The sequence below is a fragment of the Nocardioides sp. NPDC051685 genome, from assembly GCF_044453405.1.
Taxonomy (GTDB): domain Bacteria; phylum Actinomycetota; class Actinomycetes; order Propionibacteriales; family Nocardioidaceae; genus Nocardioides.
In genome coordinates, this window is sequence record NZ_JBITCR010000006.1 from 387,510 (window position 1) to 407,690 (window position 20,181).

Consider the following 20,181-nt stretch of genomic DNA (forward strand, 5'->3'; position numbering starts at 1 on the left):
CCTTCTCAGGGCTCGATGAGACCCGCCCTGATGGCATAGCGGGTCACCTGGGTGCGGTCGCGCAGGCCCAGCTTGGCGAGAATGTTCTCGCGGTGCCGCTCGACGGTCTTGTAGGAGATCGTCAGCTCGCGGGCGATCTCGCGGGTCGAGTGTCCCTCGGCGATGAGCTTGAGCACCTCGTCCTCCCGCTCGGTCAGGACCGTACGCGGCAGGCTCTCGCCGCGGTTGAGCCGGTCGAGGTAGTCGCGGACCAGGGCACTCATCGCCCCGGGATAGACGAAGGCTTGCCCCCGAATAGCGGTGCGGCAGGCCTTGACCAGGTCCTCGTCGGCGACCGACTTGAGGACGTACCCGCTGGCGCCGACCTTGAGTGCCTCGAAGAAGTACTGCTCGTTGTCGTGCATCGAGAGCATCAGCATCTTCGGTGGCGTACGCATCCGGGCGATGGTGCGCGCGGCCTGCAGCCCGGTCATTCGGGGCATGGCGACGTCGAGGATCACCAGGTCGACCTCGACGTCGCGCAGCGCGGCGACGGCCTCGGCACCGTCGGCCGCCTCGGCGACCACCTCGAGGTCCGGCTCGGCGTCGAGGATGAGGCGTACGCCGCGGCGGACGAGGGTGTGGTCGTCGGCCAGCAGGATCCGGATCTTCGCAGGCGTCGGGGTCACAGCGGCACCTCCAGGAGGACGGTGGTGCCGCGGCCCGGGGTGCTGGTCACCCGAAGCTCGGCACCGACGAGCAGGGCCCGCTCCCGCATGCCGCTGATCCCGGCGCCGGCCACGAGGTCGGTGCTGCCGCGGCCGTCGTCGGAGACGGTGAGGACGACCTTGTCGCCGACCTTGCACAGGGAGAGCTCGGCGGTGGCGGCGTGGGCGTGGCGGACGACGTTGGTCAGCGCCTCCTGGGCGACCCGGTAGATCACCAGCTCGCGGTCCTGGGGCAGCTCGGGGAGCCCGCGGCCGATGGTGCGGCGTACGGTCGTGCGGCCCAGCGCGCCGACGTCGGTCGCCAGCGAGGCCAGGGCGGCGTGCAGGCCGAGGTCCTCGAGCACGCCCGGCCGCAGCTGCCGGGCCACGCGGCGTACGTCGTCGATGCCGGTGCGCGCGGACTCGCGCACGGCGGCGAGCTCGGGACGCACCGACTCGGGCACCTGTCGCTCCAGCCCCTTGAGCCCCAGGAGCACGACCGTGAGCGACTGCCCGACCTCGTCGTGGAGCTCCTGGGCGATCCGGTGCCGCTCGGCCTCCTGTGCGGCGAGCGCCTTGGCGTTGCTGGTGCTCCGCTCGGTCTCGAGCCGCTCGAGCATCGCGTTGTAGCTGGCCACCAGACGGGCGCCCGCGCCCTTGCCGTGGGTCGTCAGGCGCTGGTCGGGGGAGAGGTGGTCCACCGCGTCCATCGTGCGGATCACCCGGTCGATCGGCGCCAGGCTGCGCAGCAGCAGGAGCGCGTTCAGGGTCGCCATCACGACCAGCCCGACCGCCAGCACCACCGCCTCCGAGGCCAGGACGCGCTCCGAGACCCGGGCCGGGGACAGCGCCAGGACCAGGGTGCCGACGCAGAACACGGCCCAGTTGGTCAGGCAGACCCGCCAGTAGAGCGGTAGATGACTCATGGCTCAACCCTGACATCTCCTCTGGCCAGGACTTATGGGTGGCAGCACCCATTCGGATCAGGTCTCCGGTAACGGAGGGTCGATGGCATGGAGCTCAACGCATGATCGTGTACGCAGCGGTGGCCGTCTTCATCGTCACCTATGGCCTCATCGCCACCGAGCGTGTCCACCGTGTCGCCGCCGCCCTGGGCGGCGTCGCCGCGATGGTCGCGCTCGGGATCATCGATGCCGAGTCGGCCTTCTTCAGTCATGAGACCGGGGTCGACTGGGACGTCATCTTCCTGCTCTTCGGGATGATGGTGATCGTCGGCGTCCTCAAGCAGACGGGCCTGTTCGAGTTCCTCGCGCTGTGGGCGGTCAAACAGTCCGGCGGCCGCCCGGCGCGGCTGGCGACGCTGCTGATCCTGGTCACCGCGGCGCTCTCGCCGATCCTCGACAACGTGACCACCGTGCTGCTCGTCACGCCGGTGACGCTGTCGGTCTGCGAGCGGCTGGGGCTGCGCCCGATGCCCTACCTGATCTCACTCATCCTGGCCGCCAACGTCGGCGGCACCTCGACACTGATCGCCGACCCGCCCAACATCATCGTGGCGAGCCGGGCGAACCTGACCTTCGACGACTTCCTGATCCACTCGCTGCCGCTGTGCCTGATCCTGCTGGTGGTGCTGGTCGGACTCGTCCGCCTGCTCTTCCGCAAGGACCTGCGGGGCCGCGTCGATCTCGACGGCCTGATCGAGCCGCCCGCCTCCGCCATCCCGGACCGCGGGCTGCTCTACCGCTGCCTGGCCGTCCTGGCCCTGGTGATGCTCGCCTTCGGCCTGCACACCGAGCTCCACCTGGACCCGTCGCTGGTCGCCATGCTCGGCGCCGGTGCGATGGTGGTCGTCTCCCAGACGCAGACCGAGGCGTTCCTGGAGGAGGTCGAGTGGTCGACCCTGGCCTTCTTCATGGCGCTGTTCGTGCTCGTCGGCGGCCTGGTCGAGGTCGGGGTGATCGGGTCGCTCGGGACGTACGCCGCCGAGCTGATGGGCGACAACGAGCTCGCCGGGGTGACCGGGCTGATGATCGGCTCGGCCGTGGTCGGCGGCTTCGTCGACAACATCCCCTACACCGCGGCGATGGTGCCGATCGTGGAGGAGATGGTGGCCGCGACGCCGTCCTCGGGCGCCGACAGCCCGCTGTGGTGGGCCCTCGTCTTCGGCGCGGACCTCGGCGGCAACACGACCGCCGTCGCCGCCGGGGCCAACGTGGTGGTGCTCGGGCTCGCCGCCAAGGCCGGCCACCCGATCAGCTTCTGGAAGTTCACCAGGTACGGCATCGTGGTCACGATCGTGACGCTGGCCGTCGCCTGGGTCTACGTCGCCCTCCGTTACTTCGTGCTCGCCTGACGTTCGCGATAGGCGGCCACGGCGTTGCGGTTGGTGCACGTCGGTGAGCAGTAGCGCTTGGAGCGGTTGCGGGAGAGGTCAACGACCACGCCGGCACAGTTGTCGTCGGCGCAGATCGAGAGGCGGGACAGCTCGCCGGCGCGGATGACGTCGACCATGGCCATCGCGGTCTCGACGGCGATCCTCGTGGCCAGCGGGGCGTCAGGCTCGGTGGCGTGGATGTGCCAGTCGTAGTTCGTGTGGCGGACGAGCTGGGGAGTGGCGCGGTGCTCGGCGAGCATCTGGTTGGTCAGCCGCACGGCCTCGTCGCGCTCGGCGGTGAGCAGGTCGCGCAGGCGCGGACGGAGGGCGCGCACCTCGTCGAGCTCGGCGCGGTCGCGGTCGTGCCGCCCCGTGTAGTCGTACGTCACGAAGAACTCGTCGAGCGCCGCCACGGTGGTCAGCTCGTCGACCGAGCCGGGGGAGAGGGCAAGGGTGTTCGCCAGCGCCGCGGCTGCCTGGAGGCCGACGTCGGTGTCATGGGTGAAAACCATGTTGACACATTACCGCGTCGCTGGGATCGTCATGTGTCATGACGACTTTGACCAATGACGAGGCGGTGCCGCAGAGCACGCAGAAGACGCCGCTGGTGGCTGCCGGACTGCTCATGGCGGTCGTCTCGGCGGTCACGTTCAGCCTCTCCGGGCCGTTGGGACGTGGTCTCTTCGACACCGGTTGGTCGACGGGCGGGGTGCTGGTCTTCCGCGTCGGCATCGGCGCCGTGGTGCTGGCCCCGTTCGCGCTGCGCGCGCTCGCCGGCCGGTGGCGGGGTGTGGCCGCGAGCTGGCGGGTCGTGGTGGCGTACGCACTGCTGGCGATCGTGGTGCCGCAGTTCGCGTTCTTCTCGGCGGTGCAGTGGATGGCGGTCGGGCCGGCGCTGCTGCTCGAATACATGGGGGTCGTGCTCGTCGTGGCCTGGATGTGGCTGCGACACGGTGAGCGGCCCTCGCGGCTGACCCTGGTGGGTGCGCTGGTCGCGATCGCCGGGCTCGTCCTGGTCCTCGACCTGGTCAGCGGTGCGAGCGTGCACCCGTTCGGCGTCCTGTGGGGCTCCGCTGCCGCCGTCGGACTGGCCGGCTACTACGTGCTCAACGCCCACTCCAGCACCACGCTGCCGCCGCTCGCGCTGGCCTGGCTCGGTCTGACCGGCGCGACCGTCCTGCTCGCGCTGCTCTGCCTGATCGGCGCCATCCCGTTCGCGATGGAGACCTCGCCGGTGGTCCTGGCCGGCCTGGAGATGCCCTGGTGGGCGCCGCTGGTGGGTCTCGGTGTGCTGACCTGCTCGGTCTCGTACGCCGCCGGCATCGCGGCCACCCGCACACTCGGCTCGCGGCTCTCGTCGTTCGTCGGCCTTCTCGAGGTCGTCTCGGCTGTCGTCTTCGCCTGGCTCCTGCTCGGTGAGGCTCCCGGCCTCATCCAGCTCATCGGCGGGCTGGTCGTGCTGGCCGGGATCATCGCGGTCCAGCAGGGAGAGCAGTCGACCACCGCCTCCTCCTGAGATGCGCGAAGCGCCGCACGCATCGGCTGCGTGCGGCGCTCCTTCACAGGTGGTGGCTAGTGCGTGTCTCCCAAATCCACGCCCGCTACGCGACGTTTCGCATCCGATCTGGCTGCGTTGGCGCCGCTCGACAGCCACAGGATGCCTTCGCAGCGCCGCCTTGCCAGATCGGATGCGAAACGCCGCTCGCGGCCGCCGTGTCTTTGGGAGACACGCCCTAGCGTTCGTCCTGAGCTCTGACGTAGACCTCGCGGATCAGCATCAGGATCGCGGCCGCTGTCGGGATCGCCAGCAGCGCGCCGACGACACCGAGGAGCGAGGCACCGACGAGGGCCGCGATCACCGTGATGACGCCGGGAATGTCGACCGAGCGGGACATGACCCGCGGATAGACGACGTAGTTCTCGAACTGCTGGTAGGCGATGTAGAAGACCACCGCGATGATGCCGGTCTTCACATCGGTCGTCGCGAAGGTGATCGCGCAGACGATGACCGCGCCGATGGTGGCCCCGATCATCGGGATCACGTCGGTGATCATGACCACGAAGGCCAGGGCGACCGCGTATTCGCCCATCCCGATGACGAAGAGCAGCACCAGGGTGGACAGGCCGGCGCACAGCGCGACGATGAACGCCCCGGAGACATAGCCCCCGATGCCGTCGAAGACCCGGTCACCGAGCTTGCCGACCCGCTCGCGGCGCGAGGCCGGCGCGAGGCGGTAGATGGCGTGCTTCGTCTGGTCGTAGGCGGCGATGAAGTAGAGCGTCAGAACGATGACGATGAAGCCCGTGACGAGCACGTTGATCACCGCCAGGCCGACGCCGAGCGCCCCACCGAAGGCGCTGCTGACGAAGTCGCCGCTGGCGACGTATTCCTGCACCTTGTCGAGGATCTGGTATTCCTCGTTGAGCTGCTGGACGCGCTCGTTGCGCTGCAGCTCATCGATCCAGTCGGGGACGTTGGCCGAGATCTTGGCGACCTGGTCGCTGATCACCGGCACCAGCGCCACGAAGAAGAGCACGAGCGCGCCCAGGACGCCGAGGATGACCGTCAGGACCGCCCACGGCCGCCGGAAGCCACGCCTCTGCAGGAACACCACCATCGGGTTGATCCCCGCGGCGATGAAGAGCGAGACCACCACCTGGAGGATCACGCTCCCCATCGTGGTGAGGAGGTTGCCGGCTGCGTAGGCGGTCAGCAGGCCGAGACCGAGGAGCAGCCCGAAGAGGTAGGGAGACCTCCGGTCGAACGGCGGTCCGGGCTTGCCGAACCGCTTGTCCCGCTCGCTCTCCTCGGGCTCCGGCTCGTCGACCGGCAGTGCAGGCTCGCTGTCGGCCGTCGAGTCATCGCCGAGGTCGGTCGTGGCAGACGTCGTCTCCAGACCGTCCGCAGGACGGCCGGCAGCGGCTGCGTTCACCGGCTCTCGGACTTAGCTGTCTCGGGCTCGCGGATCGCGGTCTTCTCGGAGGGCTCGTCGTAGTCGTCGAAGTCGTCCGAGAGGTCCTCGTCGGAGTCGAGGAGGGTGACGCTCTCGTCGACGACGAGCTCGCCGTCGACGATGTCCTCGTCCTCGGTGAACGGCTTCGGCGCCTCCAGCTCGGCCGGGTCCTCGGTCTTGCCGAACCCGGAGACCAGGTCGGTGAGCGAGGAGAGCTGCGCGGCGATCGCGTCGCGGCGCTTGGTGAGGCGGTCGACCTCGGCCTTGATGATCGCGTGACCCTTCTCGGCCTCGACGGTCGCGGTGGAGGCCAGGTGGTCGGCCTCGGCGCGAGCCTTGGCCAGGATCGCCTCGGCGTCGCGGCGGGCGCGAGCGATGATGCCCTCGGACTCCTTGGCCAGCTCGGCACGCTGGTCGGCGACGTGCTGGGCAGCGATCCGGGCCCGCTCCTCGGCGTCGGCCGCACGGGTCTCGCCCTCGGTCACGATGCGAGCGGTCTCGGCCATCGCCTGGTCGTGGTGGTCGGCGGCCTCGCGCGCGAGACGCTCGCGCTCGACGGCGAGCATCCGCCGGGCCTCCTGGACCTCACGGTCCGCGCCGGCACGTGCCTTCTCGACCTCACGCTGGGTCGACGTACGCAGCTGGGTGACCTCCTGCTGCACGGCGAGCCGGATCTGGTCGGCCTCGCGCTTGGCGGCGGCGAGCAGCTCGTCGCTCTCGGCCTGCACCATCTTGCGGGCCTGCTGGACCTCCGAGGTCACCTTCTCGCGGTGATCGTCGATCTCCTTGTAGTGCGTCGTACGCAGCGCCTCGATGTCACGCTGGGCGGACGCCTTGGTCGCGGCAGCCTCACGCTGAGCGGCCTCGCGGATGACCGCGGCCTCCTTCTCAGCAGACTCCTTGACCGCGGCGGCCTCCTCCTCGGCCAGTCGCAGCATCGCGCTCGCGCGACCACCGAGGGAGGCGTAGGACGGGGCTTCGTTGCCCTGGGTGGCGGCGGCCTTGAGGTCGTTGACCTTGCGCTCGAGCTCGGCGATGCGGCGCTGTGCGTTGCGCAGCGCCGACTGTCCCTGGCCGTTGGCCTGGAGAAGCTGCTGCACCCGAGCGTTCACCGTGCCGGGGTCGTATCCGCCCCGCCGTACGACCGGGAAGGCCGGGAGTGAGCCTGGAGCCGGTGGAGCCGAGTTGTGGCCGGAGCTGGGCGATCCCGAAGCGCCGGGGACCCGGGGGAGAACCTGTGTCTCGGTCGAGTCCTGGTCGGGCTTCTTCCGAGGCTCTGAGGCCTCGTTGAAGATGGACAGTCCCTCATTCGTCATTTGCGGCGGATTCCTCACACTTTAGGGGGGTTTGTGTCTTGCCCTCTGCTCCCAAAGGGCAAGACTACGGCCGGTCACCCCTCGCGCAAGGGGAGACCGGCCGTGAATCCAGTCTCAAATGGGATCTATTGGGATCTATTTACCCGGACGCGACGTCTCAGATGCCGCGGAAGAGGTTGATCTTGTCGATGTGGGCCGCGCGCTTCTCCTCGTCGAGGACGCCGAGGCCCTCCTCGGGAGCGAGGCAGAGCACGCCGACCTTGCCCTGGTGCTTGTTGTGGTGCACGTCGAGCGAGGCCTGGCCGACCTCTTCAAGGGTGTAGGTCCGCGACAGCGTCGGGTGGATCTTGCCCTGCGCGATGAGGCGGTTGGCCTCCCACGACTCGCGGTAGTTCGCGAAGTGGCTGGAGATGATCCGCTTCAGGTTCATCCACAGGTAGCGGTTGTCGTACTCGTGCATGTAGCCCGAGGTCGACGCGCAGGTGGTGATGGTGCCGCCCTTGCGGGTCACGAACACCGAGGCGCCGAAGGTCTCCCGACCGGGGTGCTCGAAGACGATGTCGATGTCCTCGCCGCCGGTGAGCTCGCGGATGGCCTTGCCCAGGCGCAGCCACTCCTTCGGGTTCTGCTTGGTGCCGTCCTCGTTCCAGAACTTGAAGTCCATCTCGGAGCGGTTGATGACCATCTCGGCGCCCATGTTGCGCACGATCTTGGCCTTCTCCTCGTTGGAGACGACACAGACCGGGTTGGCGCCGCCGTTGAGGGCGTACTGCGTCGCGAAGCCGCCGAGGCCACCGGAGGCGCCCCAGATCAGGACGTTGTCGCCCTGCTTCATGTTGCCGCCGTTGGCGGAGACGAGCTGGCGGTAGGCGGTGCAGTTGACCAGGCCGGGGGAGGCGGCCTCCTCCCAGGTGAGGTGCTCCGGCTTCGGCATCAGCTGGTTGGCCTTGACCATCGCGACGTCGGCGAGGCCACCGAAGTTGGTCTCGAAGCCCCAGATGCGCTGGGAGGGGTCCATCATCGTGTCGTTGTGGCCGTCGGGGGCCTCGAGCTCGACGCTCAGGCAGTGGGCCACGACCCGGTCGCCCGGCTTCCACTTGGTGACGCCCGCACCGACCTTGAGCACGACGCCGGACAGGTCGGAGCCGACGATGTGGTAGGGCAGGTTGTGGCGTGCGCCCAGCTCGGACTCCTTGCCGTAGCGCTCCAGGAACCCGAAGGTGGAGACCGGCTCGAAGATCGAGGTCCACACGGTGTTGTAGTTGATCGCCGAGGCCATCACCGCGACGAAGGCCTCGCCCGGGCCGAGCTCGGGGAGGGCGACGTCCTCGACGTGGAGGGACTTCCGGGGGTCCTTCTCCTTGGTCGCGACGCCCTCGAACATGTCGACCTCGTCCTTGTGGACGGTGGCGGCACGGTAGTGGTCGGGGATCTCGAGGTTCGCGAACTCCTCGCCGGGCGTATCGCCGGCAAGGATCGCGTCGAGGATTTTCTGCATGGTCGGCTCCTGCGTCGTCGTAGGGGTCGCGGTTGACTCTATTTCGCTGGACATTACTGGTGAGTAACCGTTATTGCCAGCCTGATGTGACACATGACTCTTGGATCGTTCATGTGCCGTGGCGGGTCCGGCGAGTGGACTCAGTGGGCGGGGTTCGAGGCCGGCTCGACGAGCTCGACCAGGACGCCGCCGGCATCCTTGGGGTGGATGAAGTTGATCCGCGAGTCGGCGGTGCCGCGTCGCGGTGCGTCGTAGAGAAGACGTACGCCGCGCTCCCGGAGGATCGCGGAGACCTGCTCCACGTCGGTGACCCGGTAGGCGAGCTGCTGCATGCCCGGGCCGTTGCGGTCGAGGAACTTGGCGATGGTGCTGTTCTCGTTGAGCGGGGCCAGCAGCTGGAGCTTGTTGTCGGACTCGCCGATCGCGATCATCGCCTCCTCGACACCCTGCTCCTCGTTGGTCTCGCGGTGGGCGAGCTTCATGCCGAACGTCTTCTCGTAGAAGTCGATCGCGGCATCCAGGTCGGCCACGGCGAGGCCGACGTGATCGATCTGGGTGAACAGGTGGGCGGGGATGTCGACTGCGGTCATGGGGCTACTCTCCATCGATTCGGGACGGGCGGGCACAATGTGTGATGACAGCCACACCAGGCTGCGCTCAACACTCTTCCCACTGAGGTTACTAATTAGTAACCTCAAGGCAGATCAGCACCACCCAACATTCTTGGAGGACCCATGTCCAACGTCATCGTCGCCGGGGCGCGTACGCCGATTGGCCGCCTGCTCGGCGCATTCAAGGGCCTCAGCGCCGCCGACCTCGGTGCCGTCGCCATCAAGGGCGCGCTCGAGAAGTCCGGCGTGTCCCCGGAACAGGTCGACTACCTGATCATGGGCCAGGTGCTCCAGGCCGGTGCCGGTCAGAACCCGGCCCGTACCGCCGGCCTGGCCGCCGGGCTGCCCGGGAGCATCCCGAGCATCACGATCAACAAGGTCTGTCTCTCCGGCCTCAACGCGATCGCCACCGCCTCCCAGCTGATCACCGCCGGTGAGGCCGAGATCGTGGTCGCGGGCGGCATGGAGTCGATGACCCAGGCCCCGCACCTGCTGCCGAAGTCGCGCGAGGGCTTCAAGTACGGCGACACCGCGCTCGTCGACTCGATGGCCTACGACGCCCTCTACGACCAGGCCACCGCGCAGGCGATGGGTGCCCTGACGGAGGCCGTCAACGCCGACCGTGAGAAGGGCGTTTCCCGCGAGGAGCAGGACGCCTTCTCCGCGCGCTCCCACCAGCTGGCCGCGGCCGCGCAGAAGAACGGCACCTTCGACGACGAGATCGTCCCGGTCTCCATCCCGCAGCGCAAGGGCGACCCGATCGTCGTCTCCGCCGACGAGGGCGTACGCGGCGACACCACCGTCGAGTCGCTGGCCAAGCTCCGTCCGGCGTTCTCCAAGTCCGGCACCATCACCGCCGGCTCCTCCTCGCAGATCTCCGACGGCGCCACCGCCGTTGTGGTGATGTCGAAGGAGAAGGCCGAGGAGCTCGGCCTGGAGTGGCTTGCCGAGATCGGTGCCCACGGTATGGTCGCCGGCCCCGACTCCACCCTGCAGCTGCAGCCGGCCAACGCAACCGCCAAGGCCCTGGAGAAGGACGGCATCACCGCTGCCGACCTCGACCTGGTCGAGTTCAACGAGGCCTTCGCTGCGGTCGGCCTGGAGTCTGCCGCCGCGCTCGGCATCCCGGAGGAGAAGGTCAACGTCAACGGCGGCGCGATCGCCCTCGGTCACCCGCTGGGCTCCTCCGGTGCCCGGATCGTGCTGACCCTGGCGCACGAGCTGAAGCGTCGGGGCGGTGGCACCGGTGTCGCCGCGCTGTGCGGCGGTGGCGGTCAGGGCGACGCCCTGATCGTGCGTGTCCCCAAGGCCTGAGCCATCACTGATGTGAGCGACCTGGTCGCGCGCGCCCGGGGCGGTGAGCCCCGGGCGGTCGCGCGGCTGGTGTCGTACGTCGAGAACGCCCCCGTCGGTGGGGGAGAGCGGCTCCGCGAGGTGATGGCCGCGCTCGCGCCCCACGGCGGGCACGCCCACATCGTCGGGCTCACCGGCGCACCCGGGGTCGGGAAGTCGACCACCACCTCCGCGCTGGTCCGCGAGCTGCGCTCCGAGGGGCGCACCGTGGCGGTGCTGGCCGTCGACCCGTCCTCCCCGTTCTCCGGCGGCGCGCTGCTGGGGGACCGGATCCGGATGACCGACCATGCCACCGATCCGGGCGTCTTCATCCGCTCGATGGCCTCGCGTGGCCACCTCGGCGGGTTGGCCTGGTCGGCGCCGCAGGCCCTCCGGGTGCTGGATGCGGCCGGGTTCGACGTCGTGCTGGTCGAGACCGTCGGTGTCGGTCAGTCGGAGGTCGAGATCGCCGGCCTCGCCGACACCACCGTGGTGCTGCTCGCGCCCGGGATGGGTGACGGCATCCAGGCCGCGAAGGCCGGGATCCTGGAGATCGGCGACATCTACGTCGTCAACAAGGCCGACCGGGACGGTGCGACCAAGGTCCAGCGAGACGTGCGCGGGATGCTCCGCCTCGCCGACCGCCCCGCCGAGGCCTGGGCCCCGCCGGTCCTCACCGCCGTCGCGCAGTCGGGCAAGGGCCTGGCCGAGGTCGTCGGCGCGCTCGACGAGCACCGCGCCTGGCTCGAGTCCAGCGGCATGCTGGCGCTGCGGCGTACCCGTCGCGCGCGTGCCGAGGTCGAGGCCATCGCCGTCGAGACCCTCCGCGCGCGATGGACGACCGTCGGTTCGGCCGGCGACCTGGACGCCCTGGCGGCCGAGGTGGTCAGGGGCGTACGTGACCCCTACGCCGCCGCCGACACCCTCCTCGCCGAGAAGTCGGTTTCTGACGCCGAGTAGTCGATTTTCGGCGTCGAGAGGTCAGGTTGTTGGTGGCGAGTGGGCACGACGTGCGTTGCGTATCGACCTCTCGCCGTCGAAATCTGCCGTCTCGACGCCGAAAATCGACCTTTCGCGCCCAGAAACTGACTCCTCGGGGGAGGTTGTCCCGGCGTACGGCTTGTTTGTCGACTTCCGCACCGTGGGATCACTATCGTTGGCTGTGTGAACCTCTTCGGTGTCGACATCTCCAAGCACCTTCTGCGAGACGAAGGTGAGGTCGTCGTGGACGAGGTCACCCATCACTGGGTCTCCTACATCCGTCCGGTGGCCGAGGCGATCCTCGGGCTGGCGCTGATGATCGTGGCGGCGACGATCGACATGAACGTCGCCTGGATCATCGTGCTGCTCGCGTTCGGGCTGGTCGGGCACGCGTTCTGGCGGTCCCTGGTGGTCAGCCGGGACCGGTTCGTGGTCACCAACATGCGCATCTTCCGCATCCATGGTGTTCTCACGAACGAGCTGGCGACGATGCCGCTGGCGCGAGTCCTCGACATCACGGTCAAGCAGTCGTTCTGGGGTCAGATGTTCAACTACGGCCATTTCGTCTTCGAGTCGGCCGCTCAGGAGCAGGGCCTGAACAACATCTACTTCGTCGGCCGGCCGACCGAGCGTGACCTGACCATCCAGCGTGTCGTCCAGCGGGCGGGCCTCCGCGGCAGCGTCGGTTAGACCGTCCTCATAGGATTGGCGACATGACGCAGCAGCCGTTCTCCCGCCCCGGAGCCGTCGACCTCTCCGGGCTCGCCAGCACCACGCCCGCACAGGACGCCCCCTTCGGCGGTCCGGCCGATGCGGCTCCCGCCCAGGGGCGGAGCGCCGGCTCCTACACCGTCGAGGTCGACGAGCAGATCTTCCAGTCGGTGCTCGAGGCGTCGATGACCGCTCCGGTCGTGCTGGTCTTCTACTCGGCTTCCCGCGCTCCCGAGAGCGTCACCTACGCGCGCGACGTGTCGACGGTCGTGGAGGAGTACGACGGCCGGTTCCTCGTCGGCCTGGTCGACATCGACAAGAATCCGCAGATCGCGCAGGCGCTGCAGGTGCCTCAGGTGCCGCTCCTCTACATCCTGCTCGACGGCCGGCCGGTCACCCAGCCGATCCCGGGCGCGCTCAACCTCGAGGAGCTGCGTACGGTCTTCCAGCAGCTCGGCCAGCAGCTCACCACCCAGGGGATCGGCGGGCGGCACAAGCCCAACGCCATCGGCGGCGCCGCCGTGACCGAGGACGGCGACGAGCCGGCGCTCGACCCGCGCTACGCCCCGGCGCAGGACGCGCTCGAGCGCGGCGACATCGACGCGGCCGTGGCCGAGTACGAGAAGCTGATCGCCTCCAACCCCGCCGACTCCGAGGCCGCCGCCGGGCTGGCGATGGCCAAGGTCCTGCAGCGTACGCAGGGGGTCGACCTCAACGCCGCGCGTGCCGCCGCCGCGGCCGCCCCCGACGACGTCGACGCGCAGACGCTCGTCGCCGACCTGGACCTGCTCGGCGGCCACGTGGAGGACTCCTTCCTCCGGCTGGTCGAGCTGGTGCGGCGTACGTCGGGGGACGAGCGCAACAAGGCGCGCGAGCACCTGCTGGGCCTCTTCGCCGCGGTCGGCAACGACGACGAGCGGGTGCTCAAGGGCCGTCAGTCGCTGGCCTCTGCCCTGTTCTGAGCCGCTAGAGCCGCGAGCACCGCGGTGACCGCCGGCGAGGCGGCCATGGTGCGGCGGTGCAGTGCGAGGATCTCGCGGGTGGGGACCGGGTCGACGACGCGTACGGCGACCAGGTCCTCGCCGAGCTCGGCGCGCCCGAGCCGGGGGACGAGCGCGATCCCGAGCCCCGCTCGCACCAGCGCCAGATGGCTGTCGAACTCCATCGAGACGTGCGCGATCCGCGGCAGCCGGCCGGTGCCGGCGTACATCCGGTTCAGCCACTGCCGGCAGATCGTGCCCTCCGGCGTCGCGATCCAGTCCTCGGCGACGAGGTCGTGCGGGGTCACCTTCGCGAGCTGCGCCAGCGGGTGGTTGCGATGGGCGATCACGTCGGCGATGTCGCGGTGGAGCTCGGTCGTCACCAGATGGTCGGGGATGGAGAGCGGAACGTCGCCCCAGGAGTGGACCACGCCGATCTCGCTGTGACCGGTGGCGACCAGGTCGACCGTGTCCCACGGCTCCCGCTCGGAGAGGGTGAGGGTGAGCTCGGGATGGGCGACGCGGAGCTCGCCGGCTACCGGCGCGATCAGCCCGCGCATCGCGGTGGAGAACGCGGTCAATCGCAGCCGTCCGGCCACCGTGGTGGCCTGCTCGTGCAGTCCGGACTCGAGCGCCTCCATGTCGGCGAGCAGCCGCGACCCCTCCTCGACCAGGTGCCGGCCGGCATGGGTGAGCATGACGCCGCGCCCGATCCGCTCGAGCAGAGGTACGCCGACCTGCCGCTCGAGCCGCTTGACCTGCTGCGACACGGCGCTGGGCGTGAAGCCCAGGGCGTCGGCGGCGGCCACCACCGAGCCATGGGTGTCGACGGCGCGGAGAGCGACGAGCGCGGCGAGATCTATCATGAAGCGATGCTACGTCATCGGATGAAGAATCATTCGCTGGTGCTTCATGATCTTTGCCTTCATCCTGGACGGTGTGAATCGCCGTGACTCGCTGCTCGCCGTCCTCGTCGCCGTCCTGTGGGGCTTCAACTTCGTCGTCATCGACTGGGGCCTCGAGACGCGCGACGGGCACGCGGTGCCGCCGCTGCTGCTGCTCGCCGTGCGCTTCGTCCTGGTCGCCTTCCCGGCGGTCTTCCTGCTGCCGCGACCGAAGGCTTCGTGGCGGGTCGTGGCGGCGGTCGGGATCTTCATGAGCCTGGGCCAGTTCGGGCTGCTCTACACCAGCATGGCCGCCGGGATGCCGCCCGGTCTCGCCGGGCTCGTGCTCCAGGCGCAGGTCGTGCTGACCATTGTCATCGCGGCGGGTGTGCTGCGCGAGCGGCCGACCCTGGTGCAGGTGGTCGGTGTCGTCGCGGGCGCCCTCGGGCTGGTCGTGGTGGCGCTCGGGCGGGGCGGTCACATCCCCGTCGTCGCGCTGCTGCTGTGCCTGCTCGCCGCGCTGTCGTGGGCGATCGGCAATGTGATCTCCCGGGCGGCCAAGGTGCCCGGTGGACTGTCGCTGACGGTCTGGTCGGCGCTGGTCGTGCCGCTGCCGCTGCTGGCGCTCTCGCTGGTTCTCGACGGACCCGAGGGGGTCCGTGAGGGAGTGGCCGCCTTCGGCTGGGAGGCACTCGTCTCCACGGCCTACACGGTCGTGCTCGCCTCGTTCGTCGGCTACGGGGTCTTCAACTCGCTGCTCGCCCGGCATCCGGCGTCGTCGGTGGTGCCGTGGATCCTGCTGGTGCCGCCGGTGGCGATCGGCTCCGCGTGGCTGCTGCCCGGGGAGGTGCCGAGCGCCGGCGAGCTCGCCGGTGGCGCGCTCCTGGTGATCGGGGCGCTCGTGGCGCAGGGAGTGGTGCGCCTGCCTCGGTCGCGCGGCGTCGAGCCGCTCCCGGATCTCGTCGAGAGCGGCAAGCACCGCTGAGCGACCGCAGCTGAGCTGGCCGCATGCGGCCAGTCCGTCGCTGCGTCTCCCGCGATGGGTGTGACGTGCGCCATACTGAACCTCCGTTGGAGTTGAATCGTTTCAGGAGGTGCGATGAGAGCCCTGGCCACCCTGGCACTGATGGCGTCAGCCGTCGGTCTGATGCCGTCCGCGGCGGTCGCGAGCGAGCCGTCCGACAGCGCGGCCGCCCCGGTCGAGCTCAGGGTCGGAGGGGTGAGCGATCCGATCGGGATCGACGACCTCACTCCGGACCTGCAGTGGCGGAACGGCGCCGGGATCGCCCGGCAGACGGCCTACCAGGTCCGGGTCGCATCCACCCGCAGTCGGCTGGGCGAACCCGACCTGTGGGACACCGGCCGGGTCCGCTCGGCCGTGATGGCGACGTCCTACGCCGGCGACCGCCTCGGCTCCCGCGACGAGGCGCTGTGGCAGGTCCGGGTGTGGGATGCCGCCGGCCAGGTGAGCGAGTGGAGCCGGCCGGCGTCCTTCGAGATGGGCCTGCTCGATGAGTCCGACTGGCAGGGCAGGTGGATCACCGACGAGCGCTGGGCCGCGCCGCTCCACCAGGACGTGAGCATCGGAGCGCAGGAGACCCGCTACGTACGCCTGACCGTGATCGACCTTGGCCGACCCGGCGAGCCGCTGGACGACCCGAGCTGGAAGCCGCGCCTCGAGCTCGGCGAGATCGAGGTCACCCACGGCGTCGACGGGGCGAACCTGGCCGAGGGCGCCACTGTGACCGTCTCGGAGGAGAACTCCGAGCCGGGCGTGTGGGACCCGTCCTACCTGACCGACGGCAAGGTCACCACCGCGGACGACCCGCGCGGCTACCGCAGCGACTACCACCCCGAGACCGACGTCCAGGACCAGCCGATCGTCATCACGATCGACCTCGGCCGGCCGACGGCGATCGACACGTTGCGGCTCTACCCGCTCTGGGACGCCCCCAGCGACTACGGCACCACGCCGAACTTCCCCCGTGACTTCCAGGTCTCGGTCTCCAGTGACGACACGCCGTACGCCAAGGTCGGGCCGCGCACCAAGGTCACCGCGATCTCCAACCTGCACACCTCGCCGGCGGGCCTACCGGTGCTCGCCCGCGACTTCACCGCGGGTGACGACATCGCCTCCGCACGGCTCTACGTCACCGGCGAGGGCGTCTACGACGCCTCGCTCAACGGCGAGCCGGTCTCGCCCGACCTGCTGCAGCCCGGCAACACCGAGCACAGCGTCCGCGTCCCGTATGCGACGTACGACGTCACCCGGCTGCTCCGCAAGGGGAGCAACACCTGGGGCCTGGAGCTCGGCAACGGGATCTACAACGTCTTCAACACTCCCGAGATCCCCAAGCGCTACCTGAAGGCCGCGGCCGGGCACGGTGCTCCGAGGGCGATGGGACAGCTCGAGATCACCTACCGCGACGGCCGGCGCCAGACGGTCGCGACCGGCACCTCCTTCAAGAGCACGCTCGGCGAGGTCACCTTCTCCAACTGGTACGGCGGCGAGGACCACGACGCCCGGCGCGACCTCGGTGCCTGGAACGAGCCCGGCGCGGACCGGGACGGCTGGCTCGACGCGGTCGACATCGGTGCCCCGGCGGGCGACCCCGAGCTGGTGGCTCAGCAGAGCCCGCCGATCCGCCAGGTCGACACCCTGGAGACCGTTGCCGTCAAGGAGCCGAAGGCGGGGACGTACGTCTTCGACCTCGGCACCAACTTCGCCGGCTGGCAGCAGCTGACGACCAGCGGTCCGGCCGGGACCACGATCACGATGCGCCCGGCCGAGAAGCTCAAGGCCGACGGCACCGTCGACCAGGGCAGCGTCGGCGGCGACATCCGGGACCGGTTCACCCTGGCCGGCGCCGGCGAGGAGACGTTCATCCCGAGGTTCGTCTACCACGGCTTCCGCTACCTCCAGGTCGAGGGCCTGACCACCGCGCCGACCGCCGCGACGGTGAAGGGGCTGGTGCTGCGCGCCACCGACCGGGCGGTCGGCTCGTTCACGACCTCCGACCCGCAGATGACCGGGATCCACCGGATCATCGACCGCTCGGTGCAGTCCAACATGTATTCCGTCTTCACCGACTGCCCGCACCGCGAGAAGCTCGGCTGGCTCGACCAGACCAACCTGGTCTTCGACACCCTCGCCTACGGCTACGACGTCCAGGCGCACTACCGCAAGATGCTGCAGGACGTCGTGGACGCCCAGCAGGGCAACGGGCTGATCCCGACCACCGCGCCGGAGGATGCGCTCTTCGCCGGGGCCTTCCGGCACGACGCCAACTGGGGTGCGACCCTCGCGGTCTCGTCCTGGCAGATCTACCAGTGGTACGGCGACGACAGCGCGATGCGCGCCCACTGGCCGCAGATGGTGGAGTACGCCGACTACCTGGCCTCGATCTCGACCGGCGGCATCGTCCCCGGTGGCCTCGGTGACTGGATCACCCCGGCCTCACCGGCCACCCCGCCGGCGCTGACCCAGACGTGGGCCTACCACCGCATCCTCAGCCACATGAGCCGGATCGCGGGCGCGCTCGGGCGCGAGGCCGACGCTGCTGCGTACGAGCGGAAGGCATCGGAGGTGGCGACCGCCTTCCATGCGACCTTCTACCACCCGGAGACCGGGCTCTACGGCAACGGCGACCAGGCCAGCCAGGCCCTGGCGCTCCAGGAGGACCTCGTCCCGGCCGACCTGCGCGCCGGTGTCCTGGACCGGTTCGTCCAGCAGATCCGCACCGCCGACGACCACATCGTCGTCGGTGAGGTGGGCCTGTACGCCGCCGTCGACCTGCTCTCCCGGGAGCGGCTCGACGACGTGCTCCACGACTGGGTGCAGCGTGACGACGGGGTCAGCTACGGCAAGTTCCTCGCCGCCGGCGCGACGTCGCTGCCGGAGAGCTGGACCAGCTCCGGTGCCTCCCAGAACCACTACATGCTCGGCGCGATCGACTCCTGGTTCACCGGTGGGGTGGCCGGCATCACCCAGGCCTACGACTCGGTCGCCTGGAAGAAGGTCGTGATCGAGCCGGCACTGGTCGGTGACGTCGAGTCGGCATCGGCCTCCTACGAGTCCGTCCGGGGCACGATCTCCAGCTCCTGGGTGCGGAGCGAGGGACAGGTCCGGCTCACCACCACGATCCCGCCGAACACCACCGCGACCGTCCGGGTGCCGGCCGCCGACGGTGCCCGGGTCACGACACCGACCGGGGCCCGCCGGGTGACCTCGACGGTCCCCGGGTTCGCCGAGTTCGAGGTCGGGACCGGCACGTACACGTTCATCACCAGGTAGGGAGCAGAAAATGATCCGACTCACCGGCGTTCTCGCCGGCACCGTGGCCCTGGCAACCTCGCTCGCGCTCGGCACCGTGCCCACCGATCCTGCGGTGGCGACCCAGGCGACGACCGAGACATCGACACAGGCCCGCGGCTTCGACCCGGCGGCCTTCGCCGACCCGCCCAGCGACAGCCGCCCGGCGTTCTACTGGTACTGGACGGGCAACGTGACCCCGGACGTCGTCGACGCGCAGATGGCGGAGATGCGTGACAAGGGTGTCTACGAGGCGGTCCTGTTCCCCTACGGCGGCGACAAGATGCAGCCGGCGTTCTTCACCGAGGCCTGGTTCGACATCGTCGAGCACGTCCTGCGGGAGGCGCAGCGCACCGGGATGAGGATCTGGCTGTTCAACGACAGCAACTTCCCCAGCGGCAAGGCCGGCGGCATCATCGCCAACGGCGGCACGGTGGGGGACAAGACGTACGAGCCGAGCCCGGAGCTGCGGCTGAAGGCGCTGCAGCGCTCGACGCGGATCGTCGAGGGTCCGGCGACGATCGACCCGGCCGAGTCCAGCGGTCTCAGCGTCGAAGGCGGACGGCTCGTCGTGGACGCGGCCATCCGCGAGGGCGCGCACCCGATCAGCTCCGGTGCGACCTGGGGCGACTACACCGCGACCGGGAAGGTCACCCTGACCGCCTCCGGCGCGCAGCTCGTCGTACGCGCCTCCGAGGACGGCAGCCGCGGCTACCTCGTCGACGTCGACGTGAAGGGCAAGGCCAGCGTCTGGCGCCTCGACGGCGGCTCGCGGACCCGGCTGACCACCGGCGTGAACACCCCGGGCTTCTCGCCACGTCGGGAGCAGACGATCAGCGTCACCGTCTCCGGCGACCGGATCCAGCCGGTGATCAACAAGACCGTCCAGCCCGCTGCGGTCGACGCGACGTACGCAACCGGTGCTCCGGCGGTCAGCGCGGAGCTCGGCGGCGTCGGGATCGAGGACGCGGTCGAGGGCCTTCAGCGCGTGCAGTGGAACGACCTCACCGTCACCGACCCGGCCGGGGCGGCCCTGTGGTCGCAGAGCTTCGACGGCAGCGAGGCGATTGGTGACTTCGGCGGGCCGCTGGTCAGGCTGAAGGACACGGTCGCGGCCGCGGCTCGCCCGACGGGATCTGCCGACGGTGGCGACCTTGTCGAGCTCACCCCGAACCTCGAGGACGGCTCCTGGTCGGTGCCGGCGGGGCGCTGGCAGGTCGACACCTTCGCCCACACGACCCTGGTCGACGACACCAGCGGCTACCACCGCGGCTATCTCAACCTGCTCGACCCCGACGCGACCGACCGGCTGCTCGAGGTGGTGCAGGGGGAGTACGTCCGGCGCTTCGGCTGGGCGATGGGCTCGGTGGTCCCGGGCTTCTGGGACGACGAGCCCTTCATCTCCTCGGCCGAGCCGTGGCCGTTCAAGCGGCTCGCCTGGGCCGACGGCCTCGCGGACCTGATCGAGGACGCGGGCGGGTCCCCGGGTGGCTGTCGCGATTTGAAAATCGCCGAGTCGGGTCCGTGATGGTTGGCGTGTGCTGCGAAATACTTCGGTATGGCTCGCACTTATCGTCCGGT

The 20,181-nt window shown here is 69.7% G+C and carries 18 protein-coding genes; 9 read left to right on the forward strand and 9 right to left on the reverse strand.

All coding sequences use genetic code 11. From position 1 onward, the window contains the following. Window positions 1-5 precede the first annotated feature (5 nt). Complete coding sequence (locus ACIA03_RS19880; RefSeq protein ID WP_141803142.1) at window positions 6-668, reverse strand: response regulator transcription factor; 663 nt, start codon at window positions 666-668, stop codon at window positions 6-8. Beyond that, entirely contained in the window at window positions 665-1,612 is a 948-nt protein-coding gene (locus ACIA03_RS19885; protein WP_396985638.1) for a sensor histidine kinase, read from the reverse strand. Before ACIA03_RS19885 ends, ACIA03_RS19880 begins: the two co-directional genes overlap by 4 nt. Before the next feature lie 101 nt (window positions 1,613-1,713). On the opposite strand from ACIA03_RS19885, the gene ACIA03_RS19890 reads away from it, so the two are divergent. Then, window positions 1,714-3,000, forward strand: a complete 1,287-nt coding sequence (locus ACIA03_RS19890) for an SLC13 family permease (RefSeq protein ID WP_396985640.1) — start codon at window positions 1,714-1,716, stop codon at window positions 2,998-3,000. Here ACIA03_RS19890 and ACIA03_RS19895 read toward each other — a convergent pair. Continuing rightward, window positions 2,982-3,533, reverse strand: coding sequence for a CGNR zinc finger domain-containing protein (locus ACIA03_RS19895; protein WP_396985643.1), 552 nt, complete (start codon window positions 3,531-3,533; stop codon window positions 2,982-2,984). The two genes, ACIA03_RS19890 and ACIA03_RS19895, sit on opposite strands and share 19 nt — an antisense overlap. A gap of 38 nt (window positions 3,534-3,571) precedes the next feature. Here ACIA03_RS19895 and ACIA03_RS19900 point away from each other — a divergent pair, with 38 nt between their 5' ends. Beyond that, window positions 3,572-4,537, forward strand: a complete 966-nt coding sequence (locus ACIA03_RS19900) for an EamA family transporter (protein ID WP_396985645.1) — start codon at window positions 3,572-3,574, stop codon at window positions 4,535-4,537. A 217-nt stretch (window positions 4,538-4,754) separates the two neighbouring features. Here ACIA03_RS19900 and ACIA03_RS19905 read toward each other — a convergent pair whose 3' ends face one another. From ACIA03_RS19905 to mce, 4 genes are all read right to left on the reverse strand, one after another. Continuing rightward, on the reverse strand, window positions 4,755-5,954 hold the full coding sequence (locus ACIA03_RS19905) for an AI-2E family transporter (protein WP_396985648.1): 1,200 nt from the start codon (window positions 5,952-5,954) through the stop codon (window positions 4,755-4,757). Then, entirely contained in the window at window positions 5,951-7,291 is a 1,341-nt protein-coding gene (locus ACIA03_RS19910) for a hypothetical protein (RefSeq protein WP_396985650.1), read from the reverse strand. Before ACIA03_RS19910 ends, ACIA03_RS19905 begins: the two co-directional genes overlap by 4 nt. Window positions 7,292-7,448: 157 nt before the next feature. Then, window positions 7,449-8,789 (reverse strand): crotonyl-CoA carboxylase/reductase, encoded by a 1,341-nt coding sequence (ccrA, locus tag ACIA03_RS19915; RefSeq protein WP_396985652.1) that lies wholly within the window; start codon window positions 8,787-8,789, stop codon window positions 7,449-7,451. A gap of 140 nt (window positions 8,790-8,929) precedes the next feature. Further along, window positions 8,930-9,379 carry a methylmalonyl-CoA epimerase gene (mce, locus tag ACIA03_RS19920; RefSeq protein ID WP_396985654.1) on the reverse strand — a complete coding sequence of 150 codons (450 nt, stop codon included), beginning with the start codon at window positions 9,377-9,379 and terminating at the stop codon, window positions 8,930-8,932. Window positions 9,380-9,523: 144 nt separating this feature from the next. Here mce and ACIA03_RS19925 point away from each other — a divergent pair, with 144 nt between their 5' ends. Both ACIA03_RS19925 and meaB read left to right on the forward strand, forming a co-directional pair. Continuing rightward, window positions 9,524-10,714, forward strand: a complete 1,191-nt coding sequence (locus ACIA03_RS19925; RefSeq protein WP_396985656.1) for an acetyl-CoA C-acetyltransferase — start codon at window positions 9,524-9,526, stop codon at window positions 10,712-10,714. Between the two features lie 12 nt (window positions 10,715-10,726). Further along, entirely contained in the window at window positions 10,727-11,692 is a 966-nt protein-coding gene (gene meaB / locus ACIA03_RS19930; RefSeq protein WP_396985658.1) for a methylmalonyl Co-A mutase-associated GTPase MeaB, read from the forward strand. A gap of 21 nt (window positions 11,693-11,713) precedes the next feature. On the opposite strand, the gene ACIA03_RS19935 is transcribed toward meaB, so the two are convergent. Further along, window positions 11,714-11,974, reverse strand: coding sequence for a hypothetical protein (locus ACIA03_RS19935; RefSeq protein ID WP_396985660.1), 261 nt, complete (start codon window positions 11,972-11,974; stop codon window positions 11,714-11,716). Here ACIA03_RS19935 and ACIA03_RS19940 point away from each other — a divergent pair. Together ACIA03_RS19940 and ACIA03_RS19945 are read left to right on the forward strand one after the other, a co-directional pair. Next, on the forward strand, window positions 11,957-12,403 hold the full coding sequence (locus tag ACIA03_RS19940) for a PH domain-containing protein (protein WP_396985662.1): 447 nt from the start codon (window positions 11,957-11,959) through the stop codon (window positions 12,401-12,403). The two genes, ACIA03_RS19935 and ACIA03_RS19940, sit on opposite strands and share 18 nt — an antisense overlap. Before the next feature lie 23 nt (window positions 12,404-12,426). After that, a complete protein-coding gene (locus ACIA03_RS19945) occupies window positions 12,427-13,386 on the forward strand; it encodes a co-chaperone YbbN (protein ID WP_396985664.1) in 960 nt (319 codons plus the stop codon). Here ACIA03_RS19945 and ACIA03_RS19950 read toward each other — a convergent pair. Next, entirely contained in the window at window positions 13,359-14,270 is a 912-nt protein-coding gene (locus tag ACIA03_RS19950; protein WP_396985666.1) for a LysR family transcriptional regulator, read from the reverse strand. The two genes, ACIA03_RS19945 and ACIA03_RS19950, sit on opposite strands and share 28 nt — an antisense overlap. A gap of 73 nt (window positions 14,271-14,343) precedes the next feature. On the opposite strand from ACIA03_RS19950, the gene ACIA03_RS19955 reads away from it, so the two are divergent. The 3 genes from ACIA03_RS19955 (at window position 14,344) to ACIA03_RS19965 (ending at window position 20,128) form a co-directional block, all read left to right on the forward strand. Beyond that, window positions 14,344-15,273 carry an EamA family transporter gene (locus ACIA03_RS19955; RefSeq protein ID WP_396985668.1) on the forward strand — a complete coding sequence of 310 codons (930 nt, stop codon included), beginning with the start codon at window positions 14,344-14,346 and terminating at the stop codon, window positions 15,271-15,273. A gap of 114 nt (window positions 15,274-15,387) precedes the next feature. Beyond that, window positions 15,388-18,582: a family 78 glycoside hydrolase catalytic domain gene (locus tag ACIA03_RS19960; protein ID WP_396985671.1), complete on the forward strand. Its 3,195-nt coding sequence runs from the start codon at window positions 15,388-15,390 to the stop codon at window positions 18,580-18,582. Window positions 18,583-18,592: 10 nt separating this feature from the next. Beyond that, entirely contained in the window at window positions 18,593-20,128 is a 1,536-nt protein-coding gene (locus ACIA03_RS19965; protein WP_396985673.1) for a hypothetical protein, read from the forward strand. The last annotated feature ends 53 nt before the right edge of the window (window positions 20,129-20,181 follow it).

What these genes read in the sequence shown, in the direction of transcription:
- ACIA03_RS19885 (WP_396985638.1), bottom strand. Translation starts at nt 1,612, where the DNA reads ATGAGTCATCTACCGCTCTACTGGCGGGTCTGCCTGACCAACTGGGCC.
- ACIA03_RS19890 (WP_396985640.1), top strand. Translation starts at nt 1,714, where the DNA reads ATGATCGTGTACGCAGCGGTGGCCGTCTTCATCGTCACCTATGGCCTC.
- ACIA03_RS19895 (WP_396985643.1), bottom strand. Translation starts at nt 3,533, where the DNA reads ATGGTTTTCACCCATGACACCGACGTCGGCCTCCAGGCAGCCGCGGCG.
- ACIA03_RS19900 (WP_396985645.1), top strand. Translation starts at nt 3,572, where the DNA reads ATGACGACTTTGACCAATGACGAGGCGGTGCCGCAGAGCACGCAGAAG.
- ACIA03_RS19910 (WP_396985650.1), bottom strand. Translation starts at nt 7,291, where the DNA reads ATGACGAATGAGGGACTGTCCATCTTCAACGAGGCCTCAGAGCCTCGG.
- ccrA (WP_396985652.1), bottom strand. Translation starts at nt 8,789, where the DNA reads ATGCAGAAAATCCTCGACGCGATCCTTGCCGGCGATACGCCCGGCGAG.
- mce (WP_396985654.1), bottom strand. Translation starts at nt 9,379, where the DNA reads ATGACCGCAGTCGACATCCCCGCCCACCTGTTCACCCAGATCGATCAC.
- ACIA03_RS19925 (WP_396985656.1), top strand. Translation starts at nt 9,524, where the DNA reads ATGTCCAACGTCATCGTCGCCGGGGCGCGTACGCCGATTGGCCGCCTG.
- ACIA03_RS19935 (WP_396985660.1), bottom strand. Translation starts at nt 11,974, where the DNA reads ATGGGTGACCTCGTCCACGACGACCTCACCTTCGTCTCGCAGAAGGTG.
- ACIA03_RS19945 (WP_396985664.1), top strand. Translation starts at nt 12,427, where the DNA reads ATGACGCAGCAGCCGTTCTCCCGCCCCGGAGCCGTCGACCTCTCCGGG.
- ACIA03_RS19950 (WP_396985666.1), bottom strand. Translation starts at nt 14,270, where the DNA reads ATGATAGATCTCGCCGCGCTCGTCGCTCTCCGCGCCGTCGACACCCAT.
- ACIA03_RS19960 (WP_396985671.1), top strand. Translation starts at nt 15,388, where the DNA reads ATGAGAGCCCTGGCCACCCTGGCACTGATGGCGTCAGCCGTCGGTCTG.
- ACIA03_RS19965 (WP_396985673.1), top strand. Translation starts at nt 18,593, where the DNA reads ATGATCCGACTCACCGGCGTTCTCGCCGGCACCGTGGCCCTGGCAACC.